General features: G+C 44.8%; 23 protein-coding genes. All 23 read left to right on the top strand.

Translation table 11 applies throughout. The features are described from left to right. The first annotated feature begins 1 nt into the window (after position 1). The 23 genes from fliQ to QY97_RS01775 all read left to right on the top strand — a co-directional run bounded on the left by fliQ (position 2) and on the right by QY97_RS01775 (position 26,261). Complete coding sequence (fliQ, locus tag QY97_RS01885; RefSeq protein ID WP_039232712.1) at positions 2-271, top strand: flagellar biosynthesis protein FliQ; 270 nt, start codon at positions 2-4, stop codon at positions 269-271. A 4-nt stretch (positions 272-275) separates the two neighbouring features. After that, positions 276-1,052 carry a flagellar biosynthetic protein FliR gene (gene fliR, locus QY97_RS01880; protein ID WP_039232708.1) on the top strand — a complete coding sequence of 259 codons (777 nt, stop codon included), beginning with the start codon at positions 276-278 and terminating at the stop codon, positions 1,050-1,052. After that, entirely contained in the window at positions 1,052-2,134 is a 1,083-nt protein-coding gene (gene flhB / locus QY97_RS01875; RefSeq protein ID WP_039232706.1) for a flagellar biosynthesis protein FlhB, read from the top strand. Before fliR ends, flhB begins: the two co-directional genes overlap by 1 nt. Before the next feature lie 24 nt (positions 2,135-2,158). Beyond that, positions 2,159-4,195: a flagellar biosynthesis protein FlhA gene (flhA, locus tag QY97_RS01870; protein ID WP_039232703.1), complete on the top strand. Its 2,037-nt coding sequence runs from the start codon at positions 2,159-2,161 to the stop codon at positions 4,193-4,195. Between the two features lie 2 nt (positions 4,196-4,197). Beyond that, on the top strand, positions 4,198-5,328 hold the full coding sequence (gene flhF / locus QY97_RS01865) for a flagellar biosynthesis protein FlhF (protein WP_229731516.1): 1,131 nt from the start codon (positions 4,198-4,200) through the stop codon (positions 5,326-5,328). Next, positions 5,321-6,199 carry a MinD/ParA family protein gene (locus QY97_RS01860; protein ID WP_039232697.1) on the top strand — a complete coding sequence of 293 codons (879 nt, stop codon included), beginning with the start codon at positions 5,321-5,323 and terminating at the stop codon, positions 6,197-6,199. Before flhF ends, QY97_RS01860 begins: the two co-directional genes overlap by 8 nt. Beyond that, positions 6,196-7,266: a protein-glutamate methylesterase/protein-glutamine glutaminase gene (locus QY97_RS01855; protein ID WP_039232693.1), complete on the top strand. Its 1,071-nt coding sequence runs from the start codon at positions 6,196-6,198 to the stop codon at positions 7,264-7,266. The genes QY97_RS01860 and QY97_RS01855 overlap by 4 nt, the downstream gene beginning before the upstream one ends. 15 nt (positions 7,267-7,281) lie before the next feature. Continuing rightward, a complete protein-coding gene (locus QY97_RS01850; protein WP_039232691.1) occupies positions 7,282-9,291 on the top strand; it encodes a chemotaxis protein CheA in 2,010 nt (669 codons plus the stop codon). A 27-nt stretch (positions 9,292-9,318) separates the two neighbouring features. Beyond that, positions 9,319-9,750, top strand: coding sequence for a chemotaxis protein CheW (locus QY97_RS01845; protein ID WP_039232688.1), 432 nt, complete (start codon positions 9,319-9,321; stop codon positions 9,748-9,750). Between the two features lie 18 nt (positions 9,751-9,768). Then, entirely contained in the window at positions 9,769-10,392 is a 624-nt protein-coding gene (locus QY97_RS01840; RefSeq protein WP_039232686.1) for a chemotaxis protein CheC, read from the top strand. A 1-nt stretch (position 10,393) separates the two neighbouring features. Further along, positions 10,394-10,891: a chemotaxis protein CheD gene (locus QY97_RS01835; protein ID WP_039232684.1), complete on the top strand. Its 498-nt coding sequence runs from the start codon at positions 10,394-10,396 to the stop codon at positions 10,889-10,891. 164 nt (positions 10,892-11,055) lie between these two features. Further along, entirely contained in the window at positions 11,056-11,835 is a 780-nt protein-coding gene (locus QY97_RS01830) for a FliA/WhiG family RNA polymerase sigma factor (protein WP_039232682.1), read from the top strand. 20 nt (positions 11,836-11,855) lie between these two features. Next, a complete protein-coding gene (locus tag QY97_RS01825; RefSeq protein WP_039232679.1) occupies positions 11,856-12,416 on the top strand; it encodes a hypothetical protein in 561 nt (186 codons plus the stop codon). Between the two features lie 148 nt (positions 12,417-12,564). Further along, positions 12,565-13,305, top strand: a complete 741-nt coding sequence (gene rpsB / locus QY97_RS01820) for a 30S ribosomal protein S2 (protein WP_039232676.1) — start codon at positions 12,565-12,567, stop codon at positions 13,303-13,305. 102 nt (positions 13,306-13,407) lie between these two features. Next, positions 13,408-14,289, top strand: a complete 882-nt coding sequence (gene tsf / locus QY97_RS01815) for a translation elongation factor Ts (RefSeq protein ID WP_039232674.1) — start codon at positions 13,408-13,410, stop codon at positions 14,287-14,289. 139 nt (positions 14,290-14,428) lie between these two features. Next, on the top strand, positions 14,429-15,154 hold the full coding sequence (gene pyrH / locus QY97_RS01810) for a UMP kinase (RefSeq protein WP_039232672.1): 726 nt from the start codon (positions 14,429-14,431) through the stop codon (positions 15,152-15,154). Continuing rightward, the gene (frr, locus tag QY97_RS01805) at positions 15,154-15,711 is read left to right on the top strand and encodes a ribosome recycling factor (protein ID WP_039232669.1); all 558 of its coding nucleotides are present in this window, start codon (positions 15,154-15,156) and stop codon (positions 15,709-15,711) included. The genes pyrH and frr overlap by 1 nt, the downstream gene beginning before the upstream one ends. Positions 15,712-16,072: 361 nt before the next feature. Then, positions 16,073-16,849 (top strand): isoprenyl transferase, encoded by a 777-nt coding sequence (locus QY97_RS01800; RefSeq protein ID WP_039232668.1) that lies wholly within the window; start codon positions 16,073-16,075, stop codon positions 16,847-16,849. Positions 16,850-16,885: 36 nt separating this feature from the next. Beyond that, positions 16,886-17,674: a phosphatidate cytidylyltransferase gene (locus QY97_RS01795; RefSeq protein ID WP_039232666.1), complete on the top strand. Its 789-nt coding sequence runs from the start codon at positions 16,886-16,888 to the stop codon at positions 17,672-17,674. A gap of 31 nt (positions 17,675-17,705) precedes the next feature. Beyond that, entirely contained in the window at positions 17,706-18,848 is a 1,143-nt protein-coding gene (gene dxr, locus QY97_RS01790; RefSeq protein WP_039232663.1) for a 1-deoxy-D-xylulose-5-phosphate reductoisomerase, read from the top strand. A gap of 18 nt (positions 18,849-18,866) precedes the next feature. Beyond that, entirely contained in the window at positions 18,867-20,126 is a 1,260-nt protein-coding gene (gene rseP, locus QY97_RS01785) for an RIP metalloprotease RseP (RefSeq protein ID WP_039232660.1), read from the top strand. A 20-nt stretch (positions 20,127-20,146) separates the two neighbouring features. Beyond that, positions 20,147-21,853, top strand: coding sequence for a proline--tRNA ligase (locus QY97_RS01780; RefSeq protein WP_039232658.1), 1,707 nt, complete (start codon positions 20,147-20,149; stop codon positions 21,851-21,853). Between the two features lie 85 nt (positions 21,854-21,938). Next, positions 21,939-26,261: a PolC-type DNA polymerase III gene (locus QY97_RS01775; protein WP_052725832.1), complete on the top strand. Its 4,323-nt coding sequence runs from the start codon at positions 21,939-21,941 to the stop codon at positions 26,259-26,261. Positions 26,262-26,401: the final 140 nt, after the last annotated feature.

The following is a 26,401-nucleotide window of genomic DNA, read 5'->3' as shown; positions in this document are numbered from 1 at the left end:
CATGAATGCGGAATCGGTCATTTCGTTAGCTGAACAAGGCGTATATACCACTATTGTTATTTGCGGGCCGCTGCTTCTGGTAGCACTTATTGTCGGCCTTTTAGTAAGCATCTTTCAAGCCACTACACAGATTCAGGAGCAAACTTTAGCTTTCATTCCAAAGATTGTTGCTGTACTCGTCGGTCTTGTATTCTTTGGTCCGTGGATGCTTGGTACGATGCTTTCTTATGCTATGGATATATTCACGAATCTAACAAGGTTTGTAGGTTGATTGAATGGAAGAAATAATACCAGAGCTTTCTGTTCTGCTATTAGTGATTGTTCGGGTCACTTCTTTTTTTATAGTGATTCCTTTATTTTCTCATCGGACGATACCAGCTATGCATCGAATCGGTTTTGCCATTCTGCTTTCCTGGATGATGTACTACACAGTGGAAGTACCGATGCTAGAGATCGATGGAAGATATGTCTTGCTTGTTTTAAAGGAAGCGTTAGTCGGTTTGTCAATTGGCCTTGCTGCTTACATTATTTTGGCCGCTATTCAAATTGCGGGTGCCCTAATTGACTTTCAGATGGGCTTTATCATTGCAAATGTGATTGATCCGCAAACAGGAGCGCAAACACCACTCACCGGCCAATATTTAAATATGTTTGCCCTTTTACTGCTTCTTGCCTTAGATGGCCATCATTTAATTTTGGATGGCATTTATTACAGTTATCAGTATATTCCAGTGGATCAAATTGCTCTTCACTTTGGGGATGGCAGCTTAGCCAATTATATAAGCAGAGCCTTCGGGATGATGTTCATGCTCGCTTTGCAAATGGCTATGCCAGTCGTGGCTGTTCTGTTCCTTGTAGATGTGGCTCTTGGCATCGTGGCGAGAACTGTTCCGCAGATCAATATTTTTGTTGTCGGCTTTCCAATCAAGATTGCTGTCGCCTTTATTGTCATGGTTGTGGTCATGGGGGCCATTTTCGCTGTTGTTGAGGAATTGTTCGAAATGATGCTGTACACGATGCGTGACGTGATGACCTTACTGGGAGGAACATAATGGAAATGTTAAAGCTTGATCTTCAGTTCTTTGCCGGGGAGAAGACAGAAAAAGCCACCCCGAAGAAGAAAAAGGACACTCGCCAAAAAGGACAGGTAGCGAAAAGCCAGGACGTAACAACAGCCATTAGTTTACTGGCTTTGTTTGGTTTTTTATTAGCAGGTGCTTCTTTTATGGGCAACCATCTCCTTCATTTGTTCCAGCATTCACTTGAGCATTATCTCGTCATGTCTGTCACGGAAGCAAATTTGAAAGTCGTGGTGCTTGAAGTAATGGGACAGCTTATCTTTATTCTGGGACCCATTATGGCTGTTGCTCTTCTCGCGGGAGTGACGTCCAACTACTTGCAGGTCGGCTTTTTATTCACCCTGGAACCAATCAAGCCTAAGCTAGAGAAGCTGGACCCGATTAAAGGCTTAAAGCGAATTTTTGCAGCCAGAGCCATAGTAGAACTGCTTAAGTCAATTTTGAAAATTACTTTTGTCGGTGCGGCTGCATTCTTTGTTCTCTGGCTGAACATTGAAGAGGTGCTAAAACTGCCATTTAAATCGGTTGGTGAAGCTTTAACATCGGTCGGCTCACTCACACTCCAGATGGGAGCTGCTGCTTCTATTTCCTTGCTGTTCATCGCTTTAATTGATTACTTCTACCAAAGGTATGATTTTGAAAAAAGTATCCGTATGTCCAAGCAAGATATAAAGGATGAATATAAGAACATGGAGGGTGACCCGCTGATTAAGTCGAAAATTAAGCAGCGGCAGCGCGAAATGGCTATGAGCCGTATGATGCAGGAAGTACCTCAGGCGGATGTTGTTATCACAAATCCTACTCATTATGCCATCGCACTTAAATACGACGAAAAAAAAGCTGATGCACCAATTGTTGTTGCCAAAGGCGTAGATTACCTTGCACAAAAGATTAAGTATATTGCAGGTGAAAATGAAGTAGAGCTGGTAGAGAATCGCCCTCTGGCTCGAGCGCTTTACGATCAGGCTGACATTGGCCAGCCGATTCCCGAGGAATTTTTTAAGGCAGTAGCTGAAATTCTGGCTTACGTATACCGATTAAAGAATAAATTGTAAGTTCACTGTTAGGAGAGAAAAGAAATGAAGCCAAGAGACGTCTCCGTCTTGTTAAGTGTCATTTTAATCGTAGCCATGCTCGTTGTCCCGCTGCCATCCTGGATGCTGAGTGTACTAATCATCGTTAATATATCTTTAGCGCTGTTAGTCCTGCTTATTTCCATGAATATGCGAGAGGCTTTGGAGTTCTCAGTTTTCCCGTCTTTGTTATTACTGTTAACACTGTTTCGCCTTGGCTTAAATGTGTCAACCACTCGCTCGATTTTAAGCAATGGAGAAGCCGGCGGAGTCGTTGAAACGTTTGGTACCTTCGTAGTCGGCGGAAATATTATTGTTGGTATGGTCGTTTTCTTAATTCTTGTTATTATTCAATTCGTCGTTATTACAAAGGGATCCGAGCGTGTATCTGAGGTAGCTGCCCGTTTCACGCTTGATGCGATGCCAGGAAAGCAGATGAGTATTGATGCAGATTTAAATGCAGGAATGATTTCGGAGCAGGAAGCTAGAGAGCGGCGTGAGAAAGTCAGCCGTGAAGCTGACTTTTACGGAGCAATGGATGGGGCGACGAAGTTTGTAAAGGGAGATGCCATTGCTGGGATTATTATCGTGCTCATTAACCTCATTTTCGGAATGGTGATCGGCGTGGTGCAGCAAGGACTGCCTATGGCAGAAGCGGCTTCCCGCTATTCGCTGTTAACAGTAGGCGACGGAATTGTTTCCCAGATCCCTGCACTGTTGATCTCTACGGCTACGGGGATAGTCGTGACGAGAGCGGCTTCCTCCGGAAATCTCGGCGAAGACATTATGTCGCAGCTCCTTGCCTTTCCTATGATGCTGTATATCGCAGCCGGCACGATCTTCCTTCTTGGGCTGGTTACACCAATTAATGATATATTAACGATTCCAATAGCTGCTGCACTAGCTGTAGGCGGATATATACTGCAGCGTTCGCCGAAGCAGGAAGAAGCTAATGACCTTGAAGCGGTGGAGGAAATGGAGACAGAGGAGCTGAAGAGCCCGGAGAGCGTAGTCAGCTTGTTAAATATAGACCCCATTGAATTCGAATTCGGCTATGGATTAATTCCATTAGCTGATGCAAGCCAGGGGGGCGACCTGCTGGACCGGGTTGTCATGATACGCCGCCAGCTGGCTATTGAGCTTGGTCTCGTCATTCCGGTTGTCCGTATCCGAGATAACATTCAGCTTCGCCCTAATGAATATCGTATTAAGATTAAGGGAAGTACGGCAGCCTCAGGTGACTTGCTACTGGACCATTATTTAGCTATGAGTCCAGGAGAGGATGATGGCACGATAGAGGGGATCGACACAGTTGAACCCTCCTTTGGTTTGCCAGCTAAATGGATTACAGAAGAAGTGAAGGAGCAGGCGGAGATTCTTGGCTATACTGTCGTAGATCCGCCGAGCGTTGTGTCTACCCATTTGACAGAGGCAATCAAAGCGCATGCACATGAACTGATCGGCCGCCAAGAAACGCAGCAGCTGATCGACCACTTAAAAGAATCCTATCCAATCTTAGTGGATGAAGTAACACCAAACCCGCTAACAGTAGGAGAGATACAGAAAGTATTAGCAAAACTATTGAAGGAAGGTGTCTCCATCAGAAATTTGCCGATCATCTTTGAAACCCTGGCTGATTTCGGGAAGATGACATCTGATACGGATTTGCTGACGGAATATGTACGCCAAGCGCTCGCTAAGCAGATTACCCGGCAATTCACAGAAGAGGGAGAATCTCTAAAAGCGATCACCTTATCCGGAAAAATCGAGAAGCTCGTTGCTGACAGCGTGCAGCAGACAGAACACGGCAACTTCCTATCTTTAGATCCAATGGATTCTCAAAGGATACTAGAGGCGATGGCTGGCCAGGTAGAACAAGTTTCCTTCATGCAGCAAACGCCTATTATTCTTTGTTCACCAGCTGTTCGGATGTATATTCGTCAACTGGCGGAAAGGTATTTCCCACAGCTTCCGATTCTTTCCTACAATGAACTGGAGCCAAGCATCGAAGTGCAGAGCATAGGGGTGGTGAACTTGGATTGAGAGTGAAAAGGTACCGGGCAGCAACCATGCCGGAGGCGATCAAAAAAGTCCGCAGCGACCTTGGGGAAGAAGCGGTACTTCTGCATTCCAAGACCATTTATAAGAAAGGCTTTCTTGGACTGTTCAAGAAGAAAATGATTGAGGTAACGGCAGGGGTCGATCACGCTGCACCAATGCAGAAATCGAATGAAGAGTCTCGTACTGTTCGTAAAGCTGAGCAGAGGCCTTTACCGTTGCATTCTTCGGAAGAGAATGTTGAAAATCTCGTACAGGAAATAAAGGAATTAAAGGAAACAGTTCAAAAGTTTCCCCAGGCAAATAGCCTAGCTGCAGTGGCTTATCCGAATGAACTGGAACGCCCCGTTTGGCAGCTTCAGCGCCAGGGAGTTGCGGAAGAGCTGGTTTCAGAGTTAAAGAATTACCTTCTGGATAGATGGAGGATGGCTGGAGGCCAGGCGAGCGGGGAACAAGCGATAAAGTGGAGCAAGCAGTGGCTGGCTGAGAAACTTCGACCTATACAAGAGAGGGAGGACCTCCTTCAAGCTCCGTTCATCAATATGCTAGGTCCTACCGGTGTTGGCAAGACGACAACAATCGCCAAGCTGGCAGCCGAACACGTGTTGGATCAAGGGCTTAAGACTGCTTTTATCTCGGCAGACACATATCGGATTGCTGCGATTGAACAATTGAAGACGTATGCTGACTTGCTGAAAATTCCGTTAGAAGTTGTCTATGAACCTAGGGAAGTGAAGGAAGCGATGGAGCGGCTGAAAGGCTGCGATATCGTATACATCGATACAGCAGGAAGGAATTACCGCGAGGAACAGTTTGTAAATGAATTGCAGGAAATCCTTCCTTTTGAAAATATGTGCAATTTTTTGGTCCTATCTCTTGCTGCCAAGGAGCAGGACATGCGTGAAGTGATCGAAAGGTTTTCCGCTGTACCAATTCATCGGTTTGTTTTTACGAAAGCAGATGAAACAGCAAGCCACGGCTCCATGATTAATATGCTGTACTATTACCAAAAGCCAATTGCTTATATAACCAATGGACAAAGCGTACCAGAGGATCTTATCAAGCCAACTACTGACCAATTAGCGGCAATGATGTTAGGTGAATATTATGATGCATGATGATCAGGCAGCTGGATTACGCCGCAAAATAAGCCGTCTCTCGCAAAAGCAGGCAAAGACCATTGCCATTGTTAGCGGGAAAGGCGGCGTAGGTAAATCCAATATTTGTGTCAATATAGCTGTTGAATTAACAAGGAACGGCAATAGGGTATTAATAGCAGATATGGATGTCGGCATGGGCAACATTCATTTGCTGACAGGACAGCAGACAGATCGGTCTATGGCTGATTTCTTTGAGAAGAATATACCACTTTCCGAATTAGTTATAAAAGGTGACCAAGGTTTTTCTTATATTTCAGGCGGTTCAGGTCTTAGCCGGCTAGTAGACTGGAAGGATGAAACACTTCAGAAATGGCTGTATGAGATGGAGAGGTTAAGCCGGAATTATGATTATTTGTTATTTGATATGGGAGCAGGGGCATCCAAAGAGGCGCTTGCCATTTTAATGTCGGTTGAGGATGTATTCGTCGTCACTACCCCTGAGCCCACAGCTGTTATGGATGCTTATTCTATAATGAAATACATTTGTGTTCAGCAAGAAGAAAGCTCCCTCCATTTGCTCTGTAATCGGGCGGGTTCGATGAAGGAAGGAAGAGACACGCTATACAGACTGCAGGAAGCGGTGCGCAAGTTTCTAGGAAGGAATTGTCGTCTGTTAGGCGTGCTTCCTGAGAGTGCTGCCGTTAAGCAGGCGGTGTATGATCAGATTCCTTTCATCGTTGCTCATCCGAACAAGAAGGTTTCCATCTGTTTACGTCAAGCGGTCAAAACATATATGGATAATGAGCAGCCCTATGTAGGGAATACCGGAAGAGAGTCCTTTATCTTCAAGTTCCGTCGCTTTTTGCAGGAAAGAGGGATGGGAAAATGAGAAGAAAAAAAGTAGTCATAGCCGATGACTCAGCCTTTATGCGCAAGGTCATACGGGAATTTCTATCTTCGCACCCTGAAATGGATGTAGTAGCTGCAGCTAGAAACGGCAAGGAAGCAATCGAGAAAGTGAAACAGTTTCGTCCGGATGTCGTCACGATGGATGTGGAGATGCCTGAATTAGATGGTCTTCATGCGTTAAGCTGGATTATGGAGCATATGCCTACACCGGTTGTTATGCTATCAAGCTTAACGAAAGAAGGAGCGGAAGTGACTTTCGAGGCCATAGAGAAAGGGGCCGTTGATTTTATTGCCAAGCCTTCGGGCACGATTTCTCTTGACCTCTATAAGGTAAAGCGTGAAATCATTGAAAAGGTTCTTGCTGCCTCTAAGGCAAAGGTTTATCCAGCTGGTCAAAAGCCAGCTGAAGCAATAGCAGGAAGAAGATCTAGAGAAGAGATAGAGAAAGGGAAAGTAACGAGCCAGAGAAGCAGCCGAAATATAGTCGTGATCGGAACATCTACCGGTGGTCCAAGAGCCCTGCAGCAGGTAGTCACGAGGCTCCCAGACGATATTGCTGCCCCCATCTTGGTTGTGCAGCATATGCCTCCAGGCTTTACGAAAACACTCGCGCAGAGGCTCGACTCTCTGTCAGCCGTCCACGTCAAAGAGGCGGATCATAAGGAAACTCTTCAAAGAGGGGTAGTATATATTGCACCTGGCGGCTTTCATTTAAAGGTAAAAGAAAGTGAAGGCAAGGCAACTGCTTGGCTTACGGAAGAACCTTCTATAAATGGCCACCGTCCGGCTGTTGATGTTTTATTTGAATCCGTCAGCCGCATGGATAACTATCAAGTCATTGCGGTGATTATGACCGGAATGGGCTCAGACGGAGTAAATGGCTTAATACAATTAAAGAAAGCGGGAGGTGTGCATGCGATTGCAGAATCAGAAGAATCGTGTGTCGTATTTGGGATGCCTAAAGCCGCCATCTCCACACAGTTGGTTGATTGTGTTGCTCCGGTAGAAAATATAGCTGAGAAAATTTTAACATATATTAATAGGTAGGAAGGTGAGCGGCTGATGGAAGTGAGCCAATACTTAGATATTTTCATTGATGAGAGCAAGGAGCATTTACAGGCCATCAACGAAAACTTATTGCTGTTAGAGAAAAGCCCGGAGGACCTCGGCATTGTGAACGAGATCTTTCGGGCTGCCCACACATTAAAAGGAATGTCTGCAACGATGGGCTATGATGATTTAGCAAACTTAACGCACAAAATGGAAAATGTCCTTGATGCCGTGCGTAACCACAAGCTTCAGGTTTCTACTGATATGTTGGATGTTGTGTTTGAATCGGTTGATGACTTAGAAGCCATGGTGCATGATATTGCCTCCGGCGGCGATGGAAAAAGGGATGTTACGTCGATTGTAAAAAAACTGCTGAAAATCGAACAGGGTGGGGCGGCTTTTGACTCCTCTCTCCAAAAGTCGCCTGATACGAATGCTTTACATATGGAATACGATGAGTTTGAGGAAGCCATTATTCAACAGTCGAAGGATCAGGGATTTGAATGCTACGAGATCAGCATTCAGCTGCATAGCGAGTGTGTATTGAAGGCTGCCCGAGTGTTCATGGTCTTTGAAGTGCTTGAAAAGTACGGCGAGGTCATCAAATCTCTTCCTTCCGTGGAGCAGCTGGAAAATGAGCAATTTGAGGATCGTTTTACCGTCGCTTTTATTACGAAGGAAACAGCTTCAAGTCTCAAGGATAAGATAGAGAAGATATCCGAAGTTGTGCAAGCGGATGTATCAGAGACTCCTAGGAAGGCAGTAGAGGATATCATGCTGGCTCAAGAGGAGGCTGCGCTTAAACAGGATACTCCTGTGGAAAAGAAGGAAACAAAAACAGTGAATGAACCGGCAGCGAGCAAAGCGGCTGCTTCGAATAAAACCATTCGGGTGAATATTGAGCGTCTTGATAGTTTAATGAATTTGTTTGAAGAGCTTGTTATTGACCGTGGACGTCTTGAGCAAATTTCAAGTGAGCTGAACCATCCGGAATTAAATGAAACAGTTGAGCGGATGTCGAGAATTTCAGGGGATTTGCAAGAGATTATTCTTTCTATGCGCATGGTGCCTGTAGAGACGGTGTTCAACCGTTTTCCAAGAATGGTGCGTCAGCTGGCAAAAGACTTGAATAAACAGATGAACCTGGAAATCATCGGAGCGGAGACGGAGCTTGACCGTACAGTCATTGATGAGATTGGTGATCCGCTTGTACATTTAATCCGCAATGCAATCGATCATGGAATTGAGATGCCGGCTGAAAGGAAAGCAAAAGGTAAGAATGAAGAGGGGACTGTCAAGCTAAAAGCTTATCACAGCGGTAACCATGTATTCATTGAAATTGAGGATGACGGAGCAGGAATTGACAAAGAGAAGGTTCTCGAAAAAGCGTTAACAAAAGGCATCATTACTAAGGAACAGGCAGCCTCGTTAACAGATGGTCAAATCTACGAATTAATCTTAGCATCCGGCTTTTCAACAGCCGATGTAATTTCTGATATCTCCGGACGCGGAGTGGGCCTTGACGTGGTTAAGACGACAATTGAATCTCTTGGAGGCGCCATTAGCATTCAATCGGAATTCGGTAACGGATCAAAATTTCTGATTCAGCTCCCGCTTACACTTTCTATTATTTCAGTGATGCTTGTTGAGATTGGCAGTGAAAAATATGCGGTCCCTCTTTCGTCCATCATTGAAACAGCGATTGTGCAGAAAGAAGATATCTTGAATACACATGCGCAGCGTGTAATCGATTACCGTGGGAAGATTGTTCCTTTGCTGTTTTTAGAAGATTTGTTTGAAGTACCGAAGGAGCAGAAGGAAGAGTCATTTTACTCTGTCGTCATCGTTCGAAAAGGTGATAAAATGGCCGGTTTAGTCGTCGATTCTTTTATTGGCCAACAAGAGGTCGTATTGAAGTCCCTTGGTAACTACTTGTCCGGTGTATTTGCCATTTCGGGAGCAACGATATTAGGCGACGGCCAGGTTGCATTAATCATTGATTGCAACGCACTAATTAAATGAGGCCGGTTATAGGGAGGAACGGGGAAAATGAGCGAAATATTGACATCATCAGCGACTAAGGTCATTGCTTTTCAGCTAAAGGATAAGGAATACGCTTTTCCTGTACAGCAGGTCCAATCCATCGAAAAGTTAATGCACATCACACGTGTGCCTGGCACTTCTCCTTTTATCAAAGGAGTCATTAATTTGAGAGGGGTTGTTACCCCGATTGTGGATCTAAGAAGCCGTTTTCAACTGCCGGAAGAATATAATGAACAAGCAAGAATCATTATTACTGTATCCGGTGACACGGAGATCGGTCTGATTGTAGATGGAGCGAATGACGTGCTTGATATTCCTGGCAGTGTGATTGAACTCCAGCCGGAGGGAGTTGGCGGTGCGGAGGAAGATTACATTGTGGGGGTAGCAAAGCTGGAAAAAAGGTTAATTATTCTTTTGGATTTGGAGAAGGTTCTTTAGTTAAAGGCAGGGCTGACAATGGATTATATAAATAAGCTTCACTCTATTCATTTAGATATTTTAAAAGAAATAGGCAACATAGGTGCTGGGCATGCAGCTGCTGCTCTTTCTGCTTTGCTTAATAGAGCGGTTGATATGAAAGTCCCTAATGTAAGAGTTTCCTCGTTCGATGACATGGTGGAGCTGGCCGGCGGCAGCGAAAGAGAGGTAGTGAGCATCAGCTTAAGGATGGAAGGAGACATTACAGGAAGCATGTTTTTTGTGTTATCTCTTCAACAAGCTGAAACCTTTACAGAGAAGCTGCTAGGTCAAGGCAAGCTGTCTTCCGATAGTGAAAGTCTCAGGCGCTCTGCTTTACAGGAGCTGGGCAATATACTATCGGGGACATACTTATCAGCTCTTGCTGATTTCACCCGCCTTCAGGTACAACCATCGGTTCCGGAACTTGTAATTGATATGTTTGGCGCCATTATTAGTTACGGGCTAATTGAAGCTTCTCGTTATGGAGACAAAGCGATTATGATTGAAACAATTCTAACGGAGCTGGACGAGGAAGAAGCAAGTGAGACGACGGGGTACTTCTTTCTGCTTCCGGACCCTCCAGCTTTTCGAACAATCTTTCAGGCGCTTGGGGCTGAATGAGATGAGTAGCTTGAGGAAAATAGTGAAGGTTGGAATAGCAGATATAGGCATGGTCAGTCCGCCTGATGTGATAAGAACATCAGGTTTGGGGTCGTGCGTAGGAGTGGTTATTTATGATGAGCGAGTACCGGTTGCCGGAATGGTTCACATCATGCTGCCGGATTCCCGGCTTGCTAGAGAAGGCGACACAAACAAAGCCAAATTTGCAGATACAGGCATTAGTGAGCTTGTTCATTTGCTTCAAGCGCGCGGAGCTATGCTTTACCGGCTGAAAGCAAAAATGGCGGGTGGGGCCCAAATGTTTTCTTTTCAATCACAAAGCGATACCTTCCAAATCGGTTTAAGAAATGTTCAAGCGGTGAAAAGAGAACTTAAAGGGTTTCGTATTCCTGTCATGGCTGAGGATACAGGAGGCAGCAATGGCCGTACGATCGAGTTCGATCCGGCAACATTTGAGCTGCACATTCGGACGGTCAATAAGGGAAGCAGTGTAATATAAGAAAGAGGATGGGACATAGGTGTGTCCCTTTTGTTATATTTTCACATTTTAGTTGCTTTGTAACATTGTTTTTCTTAAAATATGGAAAGTGAAGAATAAAATGTTTAAGTGCCTTTCTCCAAGAAAAGCTGGAGGGGTCAATCCGAGGAGGAAAGACGTAATTTATGGCTAAGCAGAATACAAATGATGAACAGCAGCTGTGGGCTGTCTGGAAAGAGTCAGAAGACCCCCAGGCAGGCAACCTGCTCGTAAAGAGATATATGCCGCTTGTTTCTTTCCATGCCCAGCGTATTTCAGCCAGTCTGCCGAAGAATGTGGATAAGGAAGATATTAAAAGCCTCGGGTTGATGGGGTTATATGATGCGCTAAAGAAATTTGACCCGGCACGTGATTTGAAATTTGATACGTACGCCTCTTTTCGTATCCGAGGAGCTATTTTAGATGGTCTGCGTAAAGAAGACTGGCTGCCTCGGGGAATGAGAGAAAAGGCAAAGAAAATTGAAGCAAAGATTGAAGAGCTGGAGCAGAAATACCTGCGGACGGTCACAGCCTCAGAAGTCGCAGAGCAGCTTGATCTTTCAGAAGGTGAAGTGCATCGCACGATGTCTGAGCATTTAGTCGCTAATGTGCTGTCAATGGATGAACAAGCATCCGGCAATGATGAACCGGAAGGAAAAAGCTTTGTTATAAAGGATGAAAGAGCGTCTACCCCGGAGGAAACTTTAGTAAAAAAGGAACTTCTGAAGGAGATAGCTTCAGAGATAACAAAGCTCTCAGAGAAAGAACAGCTTGTGCTTAGCTTGTTCTACCATGAAGAGCTCACATTAACGGAGATTGGGGAAGTGATGAATTTATCCACTTCACGAATCTCTCAAATTCATTCTAAGTCCATATTTAAACTGAGAAACTGCTTAATGAAAATTAACGACCCAAACCATAGATAAACAGAGTATAGGGAGAACAGATGACTGCTGTACTTATTTTTATTTCGTTTATGTTGAATGTCCTGTCATTACTAGCCATTGTGCTGTTATTTACAAGGCAAAACCGGTTATATAATATAGAAAAGCGCCAAAAGAAGCTTATAAAAGAAACTGAGGGAATAATGGAGTCTTACCTGCTGGCTTTGAAGGAAGAAAACGAAGCCTTTATCAACGATCTTGCCGCTTTGCATCGACAAGAGGATAAAGGCAGAGGAGAAGCAGAGGTCCATCAGGAGCAGGACAGGCATTCTACGGTGTTTCTAAAAAAAGAAGAACTGGAAACGGACGAAGGAATACCTTCGATTTCTTTACCGAGGGTACAGAAGGCTCATGTTCAAAAGGCATACCAACGGAACATGAATACTTCCCGGCAACAGGAGGAATCGGCTCCCTTCATACAGGAAGGCAGCGGCTTGATCAAACAAGTCCTTTCTTTGCGGGAGGAAGGTTTATCGGCTGATGATATAGCTAAACAGCTGGGAAAAGGGCGGACAGAAGTAGAGTTGGCCTTGAAATTTGCCGAACCTGCCAAAAAAAGTTGATTGGGCACGAAAGCTGTGGTATATTTACTAACGGTGTTATCACACACGCTCGCTGATTTGATTGGATGGTGCTGATTATATTGTCAGTTTCCAGTCAAAGATGATGGGGGCGGAGGAAATTTTAAAAACCATTAGGAGGAAATTAAACATGTCAGTAATTTCAATGAAGCAACTGCTTGAAGCTGGTGTACATTTCGGTCACCAAACACGCCGCTGGAATCCAAAAATGAAGAAGTATATTTTCCAAGAACGTAACGGGATTTATATTATCGACCTTCAAAAAACAGTAAGAAAAGTTGATGAAGCATACAAGTTCGTGAAAGAACTCGCTGAAAACGGCGGAAAAGTTCTTTTCGTTGGAACTAAAAAACAAGCGCAAGAGTCTGTTAAAGACGAAGCGGAACGTTCAGGAATGTATTATGTAAACCAACGCTGGTTAGGCGGTACATTAACAAACTTCTCAACAATCCAAAAGCGTGTAAGACGTTTAAAAGATATCGAAAGAATGGAAGAAGACGGTACATTTGATGTCCTTCCTAAAAAAGAAGTCGTTCAATTGAAAAAAGAACATGAGCGCCTAGTGAAATTCCTTGGCGGTATCAGAGATATGAAAGAACTTCCTGATGCACTATTTATTATCGATCCTCGCAAAGAGCGCATTGCTGTTGCTGAAGCACGCAAATTGAATATCCCTATTGTCGGTATCGTTGATACAAACTGTGATCCAGACGAAATCGATTACGTGATCCCGGCAAACGATGATGCCATCCGTGCCGTTAAGCTTTTAACTGGTAAAATGGCAGATGCTATCCTTGAAGCAAGACAGGGAGAAGAAGTGGCAGAAGCAGAAGAAGCGACACAAGCAGAAGAAACAGCAGCTGCCGAGTAAGAATGGCTGAAAAGGTGATAAGTGGGAAAACTCTTATCACCTTTTTTATAAGAAGTTTTACTTCCTAAAAAAGGGTTATACGTGTTAAAGGAGGAAATAATAATGGCAATTACTGCTCAAATGGTTAAAGAACTTCGTGAAAAAACTGGTGCTGGAATGATGGATTGTAAAAAAGCGCTAACAGAAACTGATGGCGATCTTGAAAAAGCAATTGATTTCCTTCGTGAGAAAGGAATCGCAAAAGCGGCTAAGAAATCTGACCGTATTGCTGCAGAGGGTACAACTTTCATTCAAAGCGAAGGCAACGAAGCTGTCATTCTAGAAGTAAACGCAGAAACAGATTTCGTAGCGAAGAACGAAAACTTCCAAACACTTGTAAAAGAACTTGCTTCACACTTGCTTGCTAACAAGCCTGCAAATGTAGAAGAAGCAGCTGAACAAAAAATGGATAACGGCCAAACAGTTGGCGAATATATTAACGAAGCGATCGCAAAAATTGGTGAAAAAATCACTCTTCGCCGCTTTGAAGTGAAAACAAAAACTGACAATGGTGCGTTCGGCGAATACCTTCACATGGGCGGCCGTATCGGTGTGTTAGCTGTGTTAGAAGGCACAACGGATGAAAGCGTAGCAAGAGATGTAGCTATGCATGCAGCTGCGTTAAACCCTAAATATGTTTCCCGCGATCAAGTCTCCCAAGAGGAAGTTGACCGTGAGCGTGAAGTATTAACTCAGCAAGCATTAAATGAAGGCAAGCCTGAAAAAATCGTAGCAAAAATGGTTGAAGGACGCCTTAGCAAGTTCTTCGAAGATATTTGCCTCGTAGACCAAGCGTTTGTTAAAAACCCTGACGAGAAAGTAGGCAAATATGTTCAATCTAAAGGTGCAGAGGTAGTAAGCTTCGTGCGCTATGAGGTTGGAGAAGGCATCGAGAAGCGTCAAGATAACTTTGCTGAAGAAGTTATGAACCAAGTGAAAAAATAAGTTTTCCTACAGGGGAACGGAATAAAGAACAAGAAATGGAGTCCCTTGCCGGTTGCTGGTGAGGGATTTCCTCTACAGTTTGGCAATTGCCCACAATACAGGGATGGAAGCAGTGAATACGATACATACGGAGGTTTACATGAGCATTCCAAAATATAAACGTGTAGTATTAAAGTTAAGCGGAGAGGCTTTAGCAGGAGACGCTGGCTTTGGCATTAATCCAGAGGTCATTAAGTCAATTGCTGAGCAGGTGAAAGAGATTGCCGAGCTGGATGTAGAAGTGGCTGTCGTTGTGGGCGGCGGAAACATTTGGAGAGGGAAAATCGGCAGTGAAATGGGCATGGACCGGGCTACAGCTGATTATATGGGAATGCTGGCAACTGTGATGAACTCAATGGCTCTTCAAGACAGCCTAGAACAGCTGGGCATCGAGACGCGTGTACAGACCTCTATTGAAATGCGTCAAGTAGCCGAGCCTTATATTCGCCGACGCGCGATTCGTCACCTGGAAAAGAAGAGGGTAGTTATCTTTGCAGCTGGTACAGGAAACCCATATTTCTCTACAGATACCACGGCAGCACTGCGCGCAGCTGAAATTGAGGCAGAAGTGATCCTGATGGCGAAAAATAACGTAGATGGTGTATATTCTGCTGATCCTCGCACGGATAAAGATGCTGTGAAATATGAACAGCTTTCTTACCTGGATGTAATTAAGAAAGGATTGGCTGTAATGGATTCTACAGCTTCGTCTTTATGTATGGATAATGATATTCCTTTAATTGTCTTTTCTATCATGGAGAATGGAAATATCAAGCGGGCAGTTATGGGTGAAAAAATCGGAACCTTTGTAAGGGGGAAAGAATAATGGCAAACGATGTTATTGAACAAACAAAAGAAAGAATGAGGAAAGCAATACAGGCTTATACGAGAGAATTAGCTTCTATTCGCGCAGGCCGTGCGAGTGCCTCTTTATTAGACCGTGTCATGGTTGATTATTACGGGGCACCGACACCGATTAATCAGCTTGCGTCTGTTTCTGTTCCTGAAGCGCGGCTGCTCACAATCCAGCCTTATGATAAAACAGTATTGGGCGATATTGAGAAAGCCCTTTTAAAATCAGACCTTGGCCTCACTCCTGCAAACGACGGTTCTATTCTCCGCCTTTCCTTCCCTCCTTTAACGGAAGAGCGTCGTAAAGAACTAGTTAAGGTGGTTAAAAAAGAGGCAGAAGATGCAAAAGTAGCTATCCGTAATGTACGTCGTGATGCGAATGATGAACTGAAAAAACAGGAAAAAGCCGGAGACATTACAGAGGATGAGCTTCGCGGCCTAACGGACGATGTCCAAAAGCAAACAGACAATTTTATTAAAGAAATTGATGAAATTGCAAAGGATAAAGAAAAAGAAATTATGGAAGTTTGATTCTGCTCTCGAATTGAGAGGAGTGCCAGATGATTGGAATGCATTTGTTTTTTCATTATCTGAAGGACAGGTGGTTTTGGTCAGCTAGGCATGTCATAAAAACAGACATTGTCTGTACAACAACCCCTCTTCAAGTAAGAAGAGGGGTATATTTTTATTTCTTCTGGTGAACTGCCAGTCTATTGTTAAACTAGTTGAATTCGTATATCTCTTTTTTACGTTCAAGCCTATTTATTCCTTCTTTCTAGCCGAGGAAGAAAAATTACATCTGCTTTTGCAAAGTAATCAAACCAGAAATTTGGTATTATAATAGGTAATAGCTCGATTAGAAATTGGCATGCTACACTGTGGAGGATATTTCATGATTAATAAAAAAAATTTATGGAAAACAGCGGACAACCATAATATCGAAGAAAGAATGAGAAAGATTCAAAGTGCTCCAGTTCCTGAGCATATTGCGATTATTATGGATGGCAATGGCCGGTGGGCCAAAAAAAGGGCGCTGCCCAGGGTGGCAGGCCACCATGAGGGCATGAAAACTGTAAAAAGAATCGCAAAGCTGGCTAATAGGCTAGGTGTCAAGGTTCTAACCCTTTATGCCTTTTCTACAGAAAACTGGAAGCGGCCAAAGGCGGAGGTTGAATTTCTAATGAAACTGCCGCAAGAATTCCTTAACTCCTTTTTGCCAGACCTTATGGAAGAAAATATTCGTGTGGAAATGATGGGTGATGAAACGCAAATTCCCTCCTACACACTTAAGGCTGTACAGAGGGCAATGGAGGAAACGAGCGGCAATGATGGTCTTATACTAAATTTCGCCTTAAATTATGGGAGCAGAGCGGAAATTTTAATGGCCGTAAAGAATATTATTCAGGATGCGAAGAATGATATACTGTTAGAGGAAAACTTAAATGAAGATCTGTTTTCCAGTTATTTAATGACAAACCAGCTGAAAGACCCTGATTTATTAATCCGGACGAGCGGAGAAGTCCGCCTGAGCAATTTTATGCTTTGGCAGCTAGCCTATACAGAGTTCTGGTTTACGGATGTCAATTGGCCCGATTTCAAGGACGTTCATTTATTTGAGGCAGTGGAAGCTTTTCAAAAGCGTTCGCGCCGGTTCGGGGGGCTCTCATAAGTACCTTCGCAAGGGAGAAAGTTAGGAGTTTAGAAAATGAAACAACGTATAATAACCGCTCTCATTGCCGCGGCTGCTTTTATACCGATCGTTCTGTATGGCGGCTGGCCATTTACGGTCTTGATTTATTTTATGGCAGCTGTCGGCTTAATGGAGGCATTGAAAATGAATAAGATTGCGCCGGCTTCTTTGCCAGGGCTGCTATCGCTTATTCTGCTCTTTATTATTTTACTGCCGGAACACTTTACCGAGACACTGCAGCAGGCAGGGTATGAAAAAATGGAGCTCATGACGCTTCTTGTTTTGCTTTTGCTCGCCTATGTGGTTGTTTCTAAAAATCGCTTCCACTTTGAAAAAGCTGCCTTTTGTGTGTTGGCTGCTTTATATGTAGGCTTTGGCTTCTATTATTTTATGGAGACGAGAGAAGCGGGTGTGCTATTTGTCTTTTTCGCTCTATTTATTACTTGGGCTACAGACTCTGGTGCCTATTTTGTTGGCCGCTCATATGGGAGGCGGAAGCTTTGGCCGGAGATTAGTCCTAAGAAAACAATTGAAGGCTCAATAGGCGGTGTTCTGTCCGCGATGGCTGTGGCTGTTTTGTTTGCGTTATTTGCAGACATGGGTGTAGCCTGGCCAAAGCTGATTATCGCGTCAGCTATTCTTTCTGTTTTTGGACAGCTAGGCGATTTAGCTGAATCGGCGCTTAAGCGTCAATATGGCGTGAAGGATTCTGGCGCCCTATTGCCTGGCCACGGCGGAATTCTAGACCGGACCGATAGCTGGCTCTTTGTTTTTCCGCTTGTTCATTTGCTGCAGTTAGTGTAAGCAGTGTATTTTGTTTGAGGAGATGAAACTTTTGAAGAGTATAAGCTTGTTAGGTGCGACGGGCTCAATTGGCCGGCAGACGATTGATGTGATTCGTCAGCACCCTGAAGAATTTTCACTTGCCGCTTTTTCAGCTGGAAGGAATATAGATGAGACAAGAAAGCTGATCCAGTCTTTTCAGCCGCGGCTGGTTTCTGTAGCCTTGAAAGAGGATGCAGACCGATTAAAAACGGAATTCCCTTCTGTACAAATTCTGCACGGCGAAGAGGGGCTTGTAGAGGTAGCGATTTTTCGTTCAGCAGATATTCTTGTGAACGCGGTGCTTGGCAGCGTAGGGTTGTATCCAACACTTCAGGCGATCGCGGCCGGCAAAAAAGTAGCTATTGCCAATAAAGAAACGCTTGTAACAGCCGGCCATCTAGTAATGGCGGCTGCTAAGAAAAACAATGTCGATCTTTTACCGGTTGACAGCGAGCATTCAGCTATTTTCCAATGTCTGCAAGGAGAAAAAGAAAAAAATATTGAGCGCCTTATTTTGACTGCTTCAGGCGGCAGCTTCCGTGACCGCACCCGGGAGGAACTAAAGAATGTGACAGTGGAAGAGGCATTAAATCATCCTAACTGGTCTATGGGAGCTAAAATAACAATTGATTCAGCGACAATGATGAATAAAGGGCTGGAAGTTATCGAGGCTCATTGGCTGTTCGATTTGCCATATGAGCAAATAGATGTTATTTTACATCGAGAAAGTATTATCCATTCGATGGTCGAATTTCATGACAGCTCAGTCATTGCACAGTTGGGCACGCCAGATATGCGTATACCTATTCAGTATGCCCTTACTTATCCGGACCGCCTGCCGCTTCCTGATGCGAAGCGTCTTAGCCTGGCTGAAGCTGGCAAGCTTCATTTTCAGCCGGTTGATAAGCGGCGCTTCCGCATGCTTGCACTGGCTTATGAAGCTGGTCAAGCAGGGGGAACAATGCCCACTGTGCTGAATGCAGCAAATGAAGCGGCAGTGGCCGCCTTTCTTGACGGAAAGATGACGTTTCTGCAAATCGATGAAATGGTAGAACGTGCGCTGAGTGAGCACAAGCCGCTGGCAAATCCCGATTTGGAAACGATTCAGTATGCCGATAAGGAAGCAAGAAATTTCGTCCACTCACTTTTATAAAAAAGGTGGTTATTTATATTGAACACGGTTATAGCCTTTATTGTCATATTTGGCGCTCTTGTTTTTTTTCATGAGTTTGGTCACTTTCTGTTCGCCAAACGCGCCGGTATTCTTTGCCGCGAGTTTGCGATTGGGATGGGCCCCAAGATTTTTGCATACAAGAAGGGAGAAACGGTTTATACACTCCGTCTCCTGCCCTTAGGCGGCTATGTACGCATGGCGGGGGAAGACCCGGAGATGGCAGAGCTAAAGCCGGGCCGGCGAATTGGTATAGTTCTCAATGATGAGGAAGAAATAACAAAAATTATTGTGAACGGGAAAGACCGTTATCCAAATGCCCGTGTGATCGAAGTAGAGAAGGCAGACCTTGAGCACCAATTATTCATTAAAGGGTATGAAGAGGAAGAAGAGGAAGCAAGGGTATTTCCTGTTCACCGGGAAGCGGTTATGGTGGAGGATGGACTGGAAACTCAAATTTCACCATGGGATCGTCAATTTGCTTCCAAAACACTTGGTCAGCGGGCTATGACAATCTTTGCCGGACCACTCTTTAACTTTATCTTAGCCTTTATTGTGTTCTCCATTGTAGCAATTATTCAGGGAATACCCACTGATGAGCCCGAGCTGGGCAGGCTGACATCCGATGGAGCAGCGCAGGAGGCTGGACTCCAAGAAGGGGATAAAGTGATCAGTATTAATGGACAAGGGGTGGCCAGCTGGAGTGACATTGTGGCAATTGTTCAGGAGAACCCCCAATCTGAAGTGGAATTTACAGTCGAGCGAAACGGCGAAGTAATGGATATGCCTGTTACGCCGCAGGTCCGTGAAATTGAAGATCAAAGAATTGGCGTGATCGGTGTGTATAGCCCGGTAGAGAAGTCATTTTTTGGCTCGATTGTTCATGGAGCGAAGGAAACGTACTTATGGACCGTTGAAATTCTCCGCTTGCTGGGACAGCTTGTAACTGGTCAGTTTTCTATTGATATGCTTTCTGGACCAGTTGGCATTTATGTATCCACTGATACGGTAGCTAAGTCGGGTATTATGAACTTAATGACCTGGGCGGGTGCACTGAGCATTAACCTGGGAATCATGAACCTTTTACCGCTTCCTGCGCTTGACGGAGGACGGTTGCTGTTCTTCTTCTTTGAGGCTGTCCGGGGGAAACCGCTGGACCGTCAGAAAGAAGGAATGGTTCACTTTGTCGGTTTTGCTTTGCTGATGCTTTTAATGATTGTTGTTACTTGGAACGATATTCAACGATTCTTTTTACAATAAACTAGTTTGAGGTGCATGTGATGAGACAAAGCCAAACGTTAATTCCTACAATGAGAGAAGTTCCAGCTGATGCAGAGGTAAAAAGTCATCAGCTATTGTTAAAGGCAGGATTTATCCGCCAAAACGCCAGCGGTGTGTACAGTTATTTGCCGCTCGGATTGAAGGTGCTTCACAAAATTGAAGCGATCGTGCGGGAGGAAATGGATAATGCAGGAGCGGTTGAACTCTTAATGCCTGCTTTGCAGCAAGCTGAGCTGTGGCAGGAGTCTGGCCGCTGGTACACGTACGGACCAGAATTAATGCGCTTAAAAGACCGCCATGAGCGCGAGTTCGCTTTAGGCGCGACGCATGAAGAGGTGATCACGAGCCTTGTCAGAGACGAAATTAAGTCCTATAAGCGCCTGCCGCTGACACTCTATCAAATTCAAAACAAGTTTCGGGACGAGAAGCGGCCGCGTTTTGGTTTACTTCGCGGAAGAGAATTTGTTATGAAGGATGCTTATTCATTTCATACCTCTCATGAAAGTCTGGATGAAGTATACGACCGGCTCTACGCGGCGTATTCGAACATTTTCCGCCGCTGCGGCTTGAATTTCCGGGCAGTTATTGCTGATTCAGGCGCAATGGGAGGAAAGGATACCCATGAATTTATGGTGCTTTCCGAAATTGGAGAAGACACCATTGCCTATTCCGACACATCAGATTATGCGGCTAACATCGAAATGGCACCTGTAATCGCTGAGTATGAAAGAAGCGAAGAGGCGGAGCTGAACATTGAAAAAGTAGAAACGCCGAATGCGAAGACGATCAGCAGTGTAGCTGAGCTTTTGGATGTACCGGCGGAAAAATGCTTAAAAACGCTTCTGTTTAAAGTGGATGAGGAGCATGTAATTGTCCTTGTTCGCGGTGACCATGAAGTGAATGACATTAAATTAAAGAACCTTCTTCAAGCTGATGGGGTAGAGCTTGCAGAGCAAGGGGAAGTAGAAAAGATCCTCGGCTGCACAGTCGGATCCCTAGGACCGGTAAATGTGAAAGGCGATGTAAAAGTGATTGCCGATCATGCAGTAAAGGCTATTGTAAATGCTGTATGCGGTGCAAATGAAGAAGGCTACCATTTCATTAACGTGAATGTCGAAAAAGACTATCAAGTAGATCAGTATGCTGATTTGCGCTTTATCCAGGAAGGTGACGTTTCACCAGATGGTGAAGGTACCATCCGCTTTGCAAAAGGAATTGAAGTAGGCCATATCTTTAAGCTTGGCACACGTTACAGTGAAGCGATGAACGCTGTATACCTAGATGAAAACGGACGGACACAGCCAATGATCATGGGGTGCTATGGAATTGGAGTCTCCCGTGTATTAGCTGCCGTTGCGGAGCAGTTTAATGATGAAAATGGTTTTATCTGGCCAAAGGAGCTCTCACCATTTGATGTACATCTTGTGGCAGTAAATAGAAAAGATGAGGCTCAGCGCACACTTTCTGATGAGCTCTATAGTGAACTTCGGGAAAACAGATTCAGTGTTTTATTCGACGATCGCGCAGAGCGTCCAGGAGTGAAATTTGCGGATAGTGATTTAATCGGGCTTCCTGTACGTATAACAGTCGGCAAAAAAGCGTCTGAAGGCATCGTAGAGGTGAAGATCCGTAAAACGGGAGAGATGGTTGAAGTGCAACGGAATGAATTGGCTTCTGCTCTCCATAAGATTTTTCAAACGATTTAAACATTAAAAGGTACCTGAGACAGGTACCTTTTTTCTCTTCATTTTCTGTTAAAATAGAAGAGAATATAGATTGGGAGGCATGCAAATGAATGAAGAATCCCAAGGAAGACGACAGCGGTTCCAATTGCTTTTACAACAATTGAAGCTAACGGAAGATGCTATCGTCCGGTACTTTGAGGGAGCCGAGATTGCCAAGCTAACGGTAGAACGTCAAGAGAAACGGTGGCATTTCTCCTTTATGACAGAGACAATTGTCCCAAGGCGTGTGCTTGAGGTATTTACGGATGCCTTGCGCCAGTCATTTAAGGAAATTGCCCGTATTTCTTTTTCAATAAAAGCAAGAACCCCTGAGGTAACAGAGGAAATGATCAGTGAATACTGGTCTTACTGTATTAGAGAATTGGATGGTGTGTCGCCGCCTATGCTTTCCTTGCTTAATAGCCGCCCTCCTGTAGTAAAGGGGCATAAGCTGACGGTTCAAGTAAGCAATGAAACAGAGGGAATGGCGCTAAAGAATAAGTATGGAGAACGAATTAGCCGCTTGTATCAAAATTATGGTTTTCCTCCAATGGCACTTGATGTAGAGGTGGTCAAGCAGGAGGAAAATAGTGAGTTCCAGCAGTTTCTTGAAGAAAAGCAGAAGGAAGATGCAGAGCGGGCTATGCAGGCGGTTCTGGAAATGCAGAAGCGGGAGGCCCACGCTGATGAAGAAGGGGAAGCTGCCAGCGGTCCGCTTATGATCGGTCTTCAAATTAAAGAGGATGCGGAATTCAAGAAGCTCGAAGACATTCAGGATGAAGAACGGCGAATTGCTGTGGAAGGCTATGTATTTGATGCGGAGACGAAGGAGCTCAGAAGCGGCCGTACACTCCTGACGTTTAAGCTCACTGACTATACCGATTCGATCATGATTAAAATGTTTTCCAGAGATAAAGAAGACGCCGCTTTATTCAGCCAGATGAAAAAAGGCATGTGGGTAAGAGCACGGGGAACGGTGCAAAATGATACTTTTGTCAGGGACCTTGTTATGATCGCTAATGATGTGAATGAAATTGCTCCGGTTACACGTCAGGACACAGCTCCTGAGGGGGAAAAGCGAGTCGAACTGCATCTCCATACACCGATGAGCCAAATGGATGCTGTTTCAGCAACAGCTGACTTGGTTGCACAGGCAAGCAAGTGGGGGCACAAGGCTGTCGCTATTACTGATCATGCTGTGGCCCAGTCCTTTCCGGACGCTTACAATGCAGGCAAGAAGCACGGTATTAAAATATTGTATGGACTTGAGGCTAACTTAGTAGATGATGGTGTCCCTATTGCTTACAATGATGCCCACCGTCTGCTTTCTGAAGATACCTATGTCGTATTTGACGTAGAGACAACGGGTCTTTCTGCCGTGTACGATACGATTATTGAGCTGGCTGCCGTCAAAATGAAGGGCGGAGAAATCATTGACCGTTTTGAATCCTTTGCTAACCCGCACCATCCGCTGTCAGCTACAACGACCAACTTAACCGGTATAACCGATGAAATGGTACAGGAAGCTCCGGAAGTGGAAGAAGTGCTGCAGAAGTTTAAAGAATGGACAGGCGACGCGGTTTTCGTTGCTCATAACGCTTCCTTTGATATGGGGTTCCTAAGCACCGGCTATACGCGTTACGGCTTGGGTAAGCCGGCTAACCCGGTTATTGACACCCTGGAATTAGCCAGGTTTCTATATCCGACGATGAAAAATCACCGGCTGAATACGCTCGCTAAAAAGTTTGATATTGAATTGACCCAGCACCACCGCGCTATCTATGATGCAGAAGCAACGGGGTACTTGTTTGCTAAGATGCTGAAAGATGCTAATGAAAAGGGCATCTTGTATCACGATGAATTTAATAATCATATGGGAGAAGGGGGCGCCTACAAGAGAGCCCGTCCACATCATTGCACGATTCTTGCCCAAAACGATACCGGCTTGAAGAACCTCTTTAAGCTCGTGTCTGTTTCCCATATTGATTATTTTTACCGGGTGCCGAGAATCCCGCGCTCTATTCTTCAAAAGCATAGAGAAGGCTTAATCATCGGTTCAGGGTGTGATAAAGGCGAAGTATTTGAAAACCTTATGCAAAAGGGTGTAGAAGAAGCGGAGAAGGCAGCGGAATTCTATGATTATATCGAAGTGCATCCGAAAGCGGTATACAGTCATTTAATCGAATTAGAGCTTGTGCGGGATGAGCACGCTCTTGAAGACATTATAAAAAAAGCGGTGGAGCTCGGTGAAAGAATGCAGCGGCCGGTCGTAGCAACCGGAAACGTTCATTATTTAGAGCCAAAGGACAAAATTCACCGCAAAATTCTAATCAACTCTCAAGGCGGAGCCAACCCGCTGAACCGTCACGAGCTGCCGGATGTCCATTTTCGGACGACAAATGAAATGCTTGACGCCTTCAGCTTCTTAGGAAATGAAACGGCGCAGAAGATTGTGGTAGAGAATACAAATAAGATCGCTGATATGATTGAAGAAGTTAAGCCGATTAAAGATGATTTGTATACGCCGAAGATTGAAGGGGCGGACGAGGAAATCCGTCAGATGAGCTATGCCAAAGCAAGAAGCATCTATGGCGAGGAATTGCCTGAGATTGTAGAAGCGAGGCTGGAGAAAGAGCTTAAAAGTATCATCGGCCACGGCTTTGCTGTTATCTACTTAATTTCCCATAAGCTTGTTAAGAAATCACTAGACGATGGGTATCTCGTTGGTTCGCGTGGATCGGTCGGGTCTTCATTTGTTGCCACCATGACGGAAATCACAGAGGTGAATCCTCTGCCGCCGCATTATGTGTGTCCAAACTGCCGGAGATCGGAATTCTTTGATGATGGATCTGTCGGCTCAGGCTTTGACTTGCCGGATAAAAACTGTCCGGATTGCCAGGTTCGTTATAAGAAGGATGGGCATGATATTCCATTCGAAACGTTCCTCGGGTTTAAAGGAGATAAAGTCCCTGATATCGATTTGAACTTCTCGGGTGAATATCAGCCGGTTGCCCATAACTATACGAAGGTGCTCTTCGGAGAAGATTATGTGTACCGTGCCGGTACGATTGGTACCGTCGCTGATAAAACCGCTTTTGGCTATGTGAAGGGCTATGCAGGTGACAATAACCTTCAATTAAGGGGAGCGGAAGTGGAGCGGCTTGCCAAAGGCTGTACGGGTGTTAAGCGGACAACCGGCCAGCATCCAGGGGGGATTATCGTTGTCCCGGATTATATGGATATTTATGATTTCTCACCTATTCAATACCCGGCAGACAGTGATAAATCTGAATGGCGGACGACCCACTTCGATTTCCATTCCATTCATGATAATTTATTGAAGCTTGATATACTTGGTCACGATGATCCAACGGTGATTCGTATGCTTCAGGACTTGTCGGGAATTGACCCGAAAACAATTCCGACGGATGATCCAGAGGTCATGAAGATCTTCAGCGGTACAGAACCCTTAGGTGTTACCGAGGAACAGATCATGTGCAAGACAGGAACGCTGGGGATTCCTGAGTTTGGTACACGCTTCGTTCGTCAAATGCTGGAGGATACGAAGCCTACAACCTTCTCAGAACTTGTGCAGATCTCAGGTCTGTCCCACGGGACGGATGTGTGGCTTGGGAACGCTCAAGAGCTGATCCGTGATGGGATTTGTGAGCTGAGTGATGTGATCGGCTGCCGGGATGATATTATGGTATATTTAATTTATCAAGGGTTAGAACCGGCGTTTGCTTTTAAAATTATGGAGTTTGTTCGGAAAGGCCGCGGACTGACGGAAGAAATGGAAGCAGAGATGAGACGAAATGAAGTGCCGGAATGGTACATTGATTCGTGCAAGAAGATTAAGTATATGTTCCCTAAAGCGCATGCGGCCGCCTATGTATTAATGGCTGTCAGAATTGCCTACTTTAAGGTGCATATGCCGCTTCTGTATTATGCTGCGTACTTTACGGTCCGTGCAGAAGACTTTGACATTGATACAATGATCAAAGGAGCAACGGCCATTCGTGCACTGATTGAAGAAATCAATGCTAAGGGACTGGAAGCTTCTCCGAAAGAGAAGAGTTTATTGACAGTGATGGAGCTAGCTCTTGAAATGTGTGAACGGGGCTTTAAATTCCAGAAGGTAGACCTGTATCGTTCAAGTGCTGACCAGTTTATTATTGATGGCGACTCGCTTATTCCGCCATTCAATGCCATCCCGGGATTAGGAACAAATGCGGCCCGCAATATCGTAAAAGCAAGGGAGGAAGGAGAATTCCTTTCGAAAGAGGACTTGCAGCAACGCGGGAAAATATCAAAAACCCTTATTGAGTATTTGGACAATCATGGTTGTTTAGAAGCTCTGCCTGACCAGAATCAGCTGTCGCTGTTCTGAGGAAAAAACGGCTGAGTTGCACCAAATCAAGGGGTATGGTATATTTTTTATGGAAATACTAATTGATAACTCTCTTTGAAAGAGTGGGGAACCCCCACTCTTTCGTGTTTGTAGAACAGTTTCATCTTGGTCAAGCATTT

It is taken from the genome of Bacillus thermotolerans, from assembly GCF_000812025.2.
In the GTDB taxonomy this organism is placed as follows: Bacteria; Bacillota; Bacilli; order Bacillales; family Domibacillaceae; genus Quasibacillus; species Quasibacillus thermotolerans.
This window is presented reverse-complemented; position numbering and strand designations above follow the sequence as displayed.